Annotated in this window: 7 protein-coding genes; 1 reads left to right on the top strand and 6 read right to left on the bottom strand. The window is 48.3% G+C overall.

The genetic code is table 11. From position 1 onward, the window contains the following. Window positions 1-343: 343 nt before the first annotated feature. Window positions 344-778, bottom strand: a complete 435-nt coding sequence (locus B5P39_RS24085) for a hypothetical protein (protein ID WP_088213164.1) — start codon at window positions 776-778, stop codon at window positions 344-346. A 335-nt stretch (window positions 779-1113) separates the two neighbouring features. Between B5P39_RS24085 and B5P39_RS24080 the strand changes: the two genes are divergently transcribed. Then, window positions 1114-2493, top strand: a complete 1380-nt coding sequence (locus B5P39_RS24080) for a Gfo/Idh/MocA family oxidoreductase (protein ID WP_088213163.1) — start codon at window positions 1114-1116, stop codon at window positions 2491-2493. A 52-nt stretch (window positions 2494-2545) separates the two neighbouring features. Here the strand turns inward: B5P39_RS24080 and B5P39_RS24075 are convergent, their stop codons facing one another. The 5 genes from B5P39_RS24075 to B5P39_RS24060 form a co-directional block, all read right to left on the bottom strand. After that, on the bottom strand, window positions 2546-3070 hold the full coding sequence (locus B5P39_RS24075; RefSeq protein ID WP_088213162.1) for a CIA30 family protein: 525 nt from the start codon (window positions 3068-3070) through the stop codon (window positions 2546-2548). A 76-nt stretch (window positions 3071-3146) separates the two neighbouring features. After that, the gene (gene sstT / locus B5P39_RS24070) at window positions 3147-4373 is read right to left on the bottom strand and encodes a serine/threonine transporter SstT (protein ID WP_011716493.1); all 1227 of its coding nucleotides are present in this window, start codon (window positions 4371-4373) and stop codon (window positions 3147-3149) included. 172 nt (window positions 4374-4545) lie between these two features. Further along, a complete protein-coding gene (locus tag B5P39_RS24065; RefSeq protein WP_088213161.1) occupies window positions 4546-5445 on the bottom strand; it encodes a chemotaxis protein CheV in 900 nt (299 codons plus the stop codon). A 91-nt stretch (window positions 5446-5536) separates the two neighbouring features. Next, window positions 5537-5668, bottom strand: a complete 132-nt coding sequence (locus B5P39_RS25100; RefSeq protein ID WP_254915862.1) for a hypothetical protein — start codon at window positions 5666-5668, stop codon at window positions 5537-5539. Window positions 5669-5674: 6 nt separating this feature from the next. Then, window positions 5675-6745 carry a phospholipase D family protein gene (locus B5P39_RS24060; protein ID WP_254915861.1) on the bottom strand — a complete coding sequence of 357 codons (1071 nt, stop codon included), beginning with the start codon at window positions 6743-6745 and terminating at the stop codon, window positions 5675-5677. Window positions 6746-6871 lie beyond the last annotated feature (126 nt).

The following is a 6871-nucleotide window of genomic DNA, read 5'->3' as shown; positions in this document are numbered from 1 at the left end:
AATCAGTGCCTTAGAGGCCAGCATCAAGCTGTTTAATCGTTTTAGGTGAAGTTCTGGGCAGTATTGGTGTAAAGAATGTTGTAGGATATTGGCTTCGCGCATCTTGTTGTCCAAGTGTAGTTTTTGGAGAAACCATTTGATCATGCAACAAGATGCGCTTCCACCCTAATTTGATGATTTATTTGTAAATCATCAGGGGATTCTTCAGCGCATAACCTTAATCAATAACCCTAATTAATGGATAGGCCCTAAAAGACACGAGGTCGCCTTAAGCGACCTCGTATTTAGCCAATCGGCTTTAGTATTTGCCGATTTATTGATTAGCGTATTTCACTGCGACTCATTAAGCCACGCGCTGATTGAAATCAATATCTGCCATCAACTTATCGACTTGGAAATAACTGCCCTGCTCATTGCAAAACTGCAGTTGCATGGCAGGCGTCACCATAAAATATTCACCGAAGAAGTTGCCGCCGACATCTTCCACTTTTTGGCCCTGCGGCGTATCGGACAGATTCACTTCATCCAAACTATGGCAGCCATCGCTAAACCAGGTTTCTAAATAATATTTGTCCGCTTCTTTATAGAGGGTAATTTTGTCACCAAGCAGTGGACGCTCATCTAACCAACGACCAATAATTTCTCGATTTTGCATATCTGACTCCCGCCAATGAAGGCGACGGCGTTTTTCAATCCCAGACATCCTGATATCCTTATGCAATACCCACTCACCTAAAGTGAACGTCAGTTGTGGTAGTACATTAAGCATAGAACCCATTTACTGCTTTACTCCCCCGAGTCGCAAATTACCCCAAATCCACCATAAAATGTAATTTTTTGGTTAAATTAAATTTGCTAAACGTTTAAAAAATAAAAGATAATTTCGTCTGATTAATTAATCGGCAGTGTAGCTTAATTAGAAAATAAAAACGCGATCTTTATCACTATTTACCTATCGCTAAAGTAAAGATAAATACCTTATTTCACATCTTGCGCATTCATCCCCACGAATGAGCTTGTTACATCTTTTATTATTCACTCAGCTTAGGATTCTGATATAACAAACGGGATATATATCGCCCTACAAATAATCAAAAATAATGCAGGAAGCTTATGCACAATATTCATCGCCGCCATTTTCTAAAAGCCGCGGGCGCCGTTACCGCAGGTCTGGTTACGGCCAATATTGCCCTCAATGCCAACGCCAGTAGCGTAGCCCCTAAACCCCGCGTTGGAAAATCCGTTATTGGACTTATCGCCCCGAAAATGGAGCTGGTTAGAGTCGGTTTTATCGGTGTGGGAGAGCGGGGTTTTAGCCATGTCGAACAATTCTGTCACTTAGAAGGCGTGGAACTTAAAGCCATTTGTGATACCCACCAAGCCGTTATCGATAGAGCCGTTGAGCATATCGTTAACCAAAACCGGCCCAAACCTGCGGTCTATACAGGGAATGATCTCAGCTATCGCGAGCTGTTAAACCGCGATGATATCGATATTGTAATTATTTCGACCCCGTGGGAATGGCACGCTCCCATGGCAATAGATACCATGGAAAGTGGTAAGCACGCCTTTGTGGAAGTGCCATTAGCACTGACAGTAGAAGAATGCTGGCAGCTTGTCGACACCGCCGAACGCACTCAGAAAAACTGCATGATGATGGAGAACGTCAATTACGGCCGCGAAGAATTGATGGTGCTCAGCATGGTGCGCCAAGGTGTGTTTGGCGAGCTGCTCCACGGTGAAGCCGCTTATATCCATGAGCTGCGCTGGCAAATGAAGGAAATCGACCATAAAACCGGTTCGTGGCGCACTTACTGGCACACTAAACGCAACGGTAACTTATATCCCACCCACGGCTTAGGGCCGATTTCTCAATATATGAACATCAACCGCGGTGACCGTTTCGATTATCTCACCTCCATGAGTTCACCCGCGCTCGGGCGCGCGCTGTATGCCAAACGAGAATTTCCCGCCGATCATGAGCGGAATCAGCTCAAGTATATCAATGGCGATATGAGCACGAGCCTGATTAAAACCGTTAAGGGCCGAACCATAATGGTTCAGCACGATACCACCACCCCTCGGCCCTACAGCCGCCATAACCTTATCCAAGGCACCAATGGCGTTTTTGCAGGGTTCCCAAACCGGATTGCCGTTGAGCACGGCGGCTTTGGTAAGAGTTACCACGAGTGGGATATGGACATGCAAAAGTGGTATGACAAATACGATCACCCACTGTGGCAACGCATCGGTAAAGAAGCCGAAATCAACGGCGGTCACGGCGGGATGGATTTTGTGATGCTCTGGCGTATGGTCTATTGCCTACGTAACGGCGAGGCGCTCGATCAGGATGTGTACGATGGCGCCGCTTGGTCTGTGGTGAATATTTTAAGTGAGCAATCGCTGAATAACCGCAGCAACTCGGTCAATTTCCCCGACTTTACCCGCGGTGCGTGGGAGCATGCCACGCCATTAGGTATTGTCGGCGCCTAAATCACTCTAAAGTGAGCGGTTAACGTAAAGGGATAAACTTAGGATTATCCCTTTAATAACAACCTATCGATTTAATCTTTAACGAAAAATCACCACTTTGCTGCGCACCAATCACCAGCCCTATGCTAGTCAAACGGCTTAAATCTATCGCAGCACGCTCAATCGGCTTACCGCGGCACTGGGGATGAAACGCCGTAAAAGGGATTTCGATGCGTTGCCAGTGAATAATACTGCCACCGTTAACGCCAAAGGATTGATGCTTAGCATCAGGCATTGGCGCCTGATAAACCGTGCTCTGCGGTGTATCAGCATCCTTAAGGTTCACTTTGTAGTGCTTGCTTCTGTCACGGTCGAGTTCGAGGTAAATCCCACTAAACTCGCCGACATCAAGCGGCGAAAACTCGCAGCGCACCGAGGCAAAGCCCCCCCCATTGGCGAGCGACACATGGCCGCTAAACATCCCATAGCCTAAAGGTGAGATGGTGAGCTTACTGCGTGACAGGCCGCCCATCACGGTATCATTAACGCCATACCAAGACTTAGCCGCATCTAAGTCCTTAAAATCGAAAAGGATCATAACTACTCCCATAAAAAAAGCAGCCACCGTGGTGACTGCTCTTATGATACTTTTTCTACACTAACAACAGCACACTTTATCCAAGTTTAGCTTTGTTTTCAGCGGCTTCACAAGCAGCGGCCGTAAAAATCACGTCCGTAGAGCTATTCAGTGCGGTTTCGGCCGCATCTTGGATAACCCCGATAATAAAGCCAACGGCAACCACTTGCATGGCCACATCATTAGAAATACCAAACAGGCTACAGGCCAGCGGAATAAGCAGTAACGAGCCACCAGCCACACCGGATGCGCCACAGGCCGAAATCGCCGCCACTACACTCAGCAGTAACGCCGTTAATAAATCCACCTGAATGCCTAAGGTATGCGCCGCGGCTAAGGTCAGCACGGTAATGGTAATCGCCGCGCCGCCCATGTTGATGGTTGCACCTAACGGAATAGAGACAGAATAAGTGTCTTCATGCAGCTTTAACTTTTCACACAGCGCCATATTCACTGGAATGTTCGCTGCGCTAGAACGGGTGAAAAATGCGGTTACACCACTTTCGCGCAGACAACGGATCACTAAAGGATAGGGATTACGTTTAATTTTCACGTAAACAATCAGCGGGTTAACAATCAAAGCTATGATAGCCATCGCGCCGAGTAACACGGCCAATAGCTTGGCGTAACCGGCAATTGCGGCAAAACCGGTTTCGGCAAAGGTCGCTGCCACCAGACCAAAGATACCGATAGGTGCTAAACGAATGATAAAACGCACCATTTGCGAAATACCATGGCTTACATCGGCAAATACTTGCTTGGTCGAATCGCTAGCATGGTGCAGAGCTAAACCTAAACCCACACCCCAAGCCAAAATGCCAATGTAGTTGCCCGTCATTAACGCATTGACTGGGTTATCAACCAGTTTGAAGAGTAAGGTATTGATCACTTCGCCAATGCCCTGCGGCGGGCTGGTGCCCTCAACGCCAGCGACCAACACTAAATTGGTTGGGAACATCATGCTTAACACCACGGCAGTTAACGCAGCAGCGAAGGTGCCAAATAAGTACAGCACCACAATCGGGCGCATATTGGTTTGAGTATTTTTCTTTTGATTGGCGATGGAAGACGCCACAAGGATAAACACCAGAATAGGTGCGATGGCTTTTAATGCACCTACGAAGAGACTTCCTAAAAACGCGACTTGCTTTGCGGCTTCATGTGAAAAACTGGCTAGACTCACACCAGCGATGATCCCCACGAGAATTTGCAGCACCAAACTGCCATTAGCCAACTTGGCTAACAAAGACGATTCTTGTTTCATTACTTAACCTATCGTTATTATATTTCGGCTGAGTTTCCCCACCCCACACCTTCAAAATCGAGGCCAATAAGGTTTTTATAGGATGTGACCGAACTTGTCTAGCTTTGCGGGGAAATAAGCCGATTAAATTACCCTGCCCCTGCAAAACCCTTACAAAAATCCAACATGGGGCCTAATTCGCCCGCGTAGCCGCTAAATCGGCGCCCCGCAGCATGGCTTCCACCAGCTCATGGGCATCAAACTTTGTCAGCGCCTCATTTGCGCCAACTTGGTGGGCTTGGCTGACGCTGATCTCGCTCGAAAGTGAGGTATGCAGAATGATATAAGCTTTGGCGAGAAGAGGATTGTCACGCACTTCAAACGCCAGCTCATAACCATCGAGCCCAGGCATTTCAATATCGCTGACCAGAATATCGATAGGATGATGCTCGGCGGCGGCCTGCTCCATAATCGAGAGCGCCTCTTTACCGTCAGGGGTAACAAAATAAGGAATGTTAATGCTATCGAGCGCATCGGAAAGTTGTTTGCGCGCGACCTTAGAATCATCCACCAGCAAAATACGCATGGGTTTTAACTTCTCGCGCTGCACGTCAGTTAAAATGGCGCGATTGGCCTCGGGCGCATCGGGGAAGACCTTCGACAGCAACAACTCCACGTCGAGTAACTGCACCAGCTGATTATCGTAACGCGTTACTCCAGTTAAAAAGGCATTGCGGCCTAAATTGGCCGATGGCGCTTCAATATCGCGCCAATTACACTCGATGATCTTATCAATCGCACGCACCAAAAAGCCGATAATCATCCGCTGACAATCGGTAATGATGATATAGCAATGTTGGCGCTCTTCATCGCTGATGGGGCGATAACCAATCGCTGCCGCCATATCTACCACGGGAATGGTATGGCCGCGAATCTTTGCGGCTCCCATGATCGTCGGATGAGATTGAGGAATTTTACTCAGCGGAGTGTAAGGCACTAACTCACGGATTTTAAGCGTGCCCAGAGCAAAGACCTGTGTTTGCGATAACCGAAACAGTAATAGCCCCTGGGACTGACTTGCCTTGCTTTTCATAAACCTAAATTCTCATTAACTATTCTGTTTTTATCATAACGGTTCACAAAATGAGTTGCGATAGCTAAAACCGCTATTTAGTCACCTTAGCTTATAACTGTGACTCTATTGGCAATAGCCCGAGGAAATCGGCGACAAAGATACGCCAAAATCCGGCATCAGGCTCACTGTCGTAGCGCTGCTGCGCCCCATCGTCCCACCAGACGAGATCGCCATCATCCAAGGCGAGTCAATAGGTATTCGTCGCGAGCTTTTCCTCAATATTATGGCTGACATGGCCACTCAATTGCGGCTGAGTGATCAACAATCCAAGCTCGGTATTCACCGCCGCAGAACGGGGATCAAAGTTAAATGAGCCCACAAATATCTGATTATTATCAAATACAAACGATTTGGCGTGCAGGCTGCTTTTTGAGCTGCCATGCCAGCTGTGGGAGCGCTCACCCGCCTGAGCTTTCACTTCGTAGATTTCGACGCCCGCGGCCAACAAGGTTTTTCGATACTGCTTATATCCCGCATGCACCGCCAGCACATCGGTTGCCGCCAGACTATTAGTTATGACTCGAACCCGCTTACCCGACTGCGCCAAGAGTGTGAGCAAATCGGTTCCCGATTGCGTCGGCACAAAATAAGGCGAAATGATGAGTAACTCGGACTCCACCTGCGTCAGGTAAGGTAATAACTGGCTGAGCAACCAAGTGGATTTATCGCCCTGCTGCAATTTATCGGACGGGTCAACCAGCACTAAGGCTTTGCCCCAAAACCAAGTCATGCTATCGCTCTGCAAATTTGCCAATAATTGGCTTTCGGCTAAGCGCTTCACATATTCGCTGGATTTGGACTGTTCACGCTGTTCACTCACCCGCTGCGCCAGCGCCTCAAGCTCCGCCTGCGTGGGATTATGGTCACTTAAGACTTCAATCGGATGGGTCGTGTCGGCATTCCAATATCGGTCAAATTCATCGGATATCTTAGGCACTGCATCGCCCATGGCTAACAGGTCAAAATCGCCAAATTCGAGGTCACGATTTGCCGCAAAATACTCATCACCAATATTACGCCCACCGACAATGGTCATCACATTGTCCACTGTGAACGATTTATTGTGCATCCTGTGATTTAAGCGACTAAAACCAAACAACATGGCAAGGCCGCGGTAATTGCGCTCTGTGCTTGGGTTAAACAGCCGAATATTGATGTTAGGGTGGCGCGCGAGGGCAATTAGCTGCTCGCCCATGTCGGCACTGGTCATATCATCCAGCAATAAACGCACTCGCACCCCGCGATCCGCGGCATCCATTGACATCCTCCTCGCCGTAAACGACGAGGATTCCTACTGCGGTTAGGCGCGAACGCCGGACTCGCTTCGGTGGGTTCCTGCTGCTGGCGGCATTGTTGCACCACTCACTTCACAGGCTAATCGGGC

This window comes from Shewanella sp. Shew256, assembly GCF_002196695.1.
Lineage (GTDB): Bacteria > Pseudomonadota > Gammaproteobacteria > Enterobacterales > Shewanellaceae > Shewanella > Shewanella mangrovisoli.
The sequence above is the reverse complement of the archived record's forward strand: the minus strand, read 5'-3'. Positions and strand labels throughout refer to the sequence as shown.

Excerpts from the sequence above, each read along its gene's own strand:
- B5P39_RS24075 (WP_088213162.1), bottom strand. The coding sequence starts at position 3,070 with ATGATCCTTTTCGATTTTAAGGACTTAGATGCGGCTAAGTCTTGGTAT.
- sstT (WP_011716493.1), bottom strand. The coding sequence starts at position 4,373 with ATGAAACAAGAATCGTCTTTGTTAGCCAAGTTGGCTAATGGCAGTTTG.
- B5P39_RS24085 (WP_088213164.1), bottom strand. The coding sequence starts at position 778 with ATGGGTTCTATGCTTAATGTACTACCACAACTGACGTTCACTTTAGGT.
- B5P39_RS24080 (WP_088213163.1), top strand. The coding sequence starts at position 1,114 with ATGCACAATATTCATCGCCGCCATTTTCTAAAAGCCGCGGGCGCCGTT.
- B5P39_RS24060 (WP_254915861.1), bottom strand. The coding sequence starts at position 6,745 with ATGGATGCCGCGGATCGCGGGGTGCGAGTGCGTTTATTGCTGGATGAT.
- B5P39_RS24065 (WP_088213161.1), bottom strand. The coding sequence starts at position 5,445 with ATGAAAAGCAAGGCAAGTCAGTCCCAGGGGCTATTACTGTTTCGGTTA.